Source organism: Streptomyces viridosporus, from assembly GCF_002078235.1.
Taxonomy (GTDB): Bacteria; Actinomycetota; Actinomycetes; order Streptomycetales; family Streptomycetaceae; genus Streptomyces; species Streptomyces viridosporus.
The window spans coordinates 1-552 of sequence record NZ_MSGP01000952.1 but is presented as its reverse complement, the minus strand read 5'-3'; the positions used below and the strand labels follow the sequence as shown (position 1 = coordinate 552).

Genomic DNA, 552 nt, shown 5'->3' with positions numbered 1-552 from the left:
CGGCCGAGGCAACGACGACGGCCGGGGCAACAACAACGACGGGCGGGGCGGCAACAACGACGGGCGGGGCGGCAACCACGACACCGCGAGGGGGACCGCCACCATCGACCACGACGCCCGTCCCGGTTCGTACGACATCACGGTCCACTGCTCGGGCAGGACCCTGACCCGGCCGGCCGCCTTCACCGTCCTCGGTGGTGTCCGCGGCGGCATCGGCGGCAGCAGCACGAGCGGGGCGACGCCGACCGACATCGCCATCGGCGGCGGACTGGTGGCCGCGGCGGTCGTCGGCGGCGGTGTCTTCTGGATGCGCCGCCGCGCCGAGAAGCACATCTGAGCCGCCACCCCCTTCGGGCCGCCGATGCGCACGTGACGCGGCACTCCGTCCCGGATCCGGCGGGGATCCGGGACGAAGTGCCGCGTCGGGCGGCGACCGGGCGCGGACGCCGCGGCCGCCGGTGCTCAGCCCCCGATGTGCGGGAAGAGCCGCAGGAACGGGTCCGCCGACGCGCCCTACGGCCGGGGCATGGCCGCGTCGGCGGACCCGTTCCT

The 552-nt window shown here is 75.9% G+C and carries 1 pseudogene; it reads left to right on the top strand.

What is annotated here, in order from left to right:
* Positions 1-337, top strand: a pseudogene (locus tag B7L92_RS38870) (hypothetical protein); the annotation flags it as partial.
* Between the last annotated feature and the right edge of the window lie 215 nt (positions 338-552).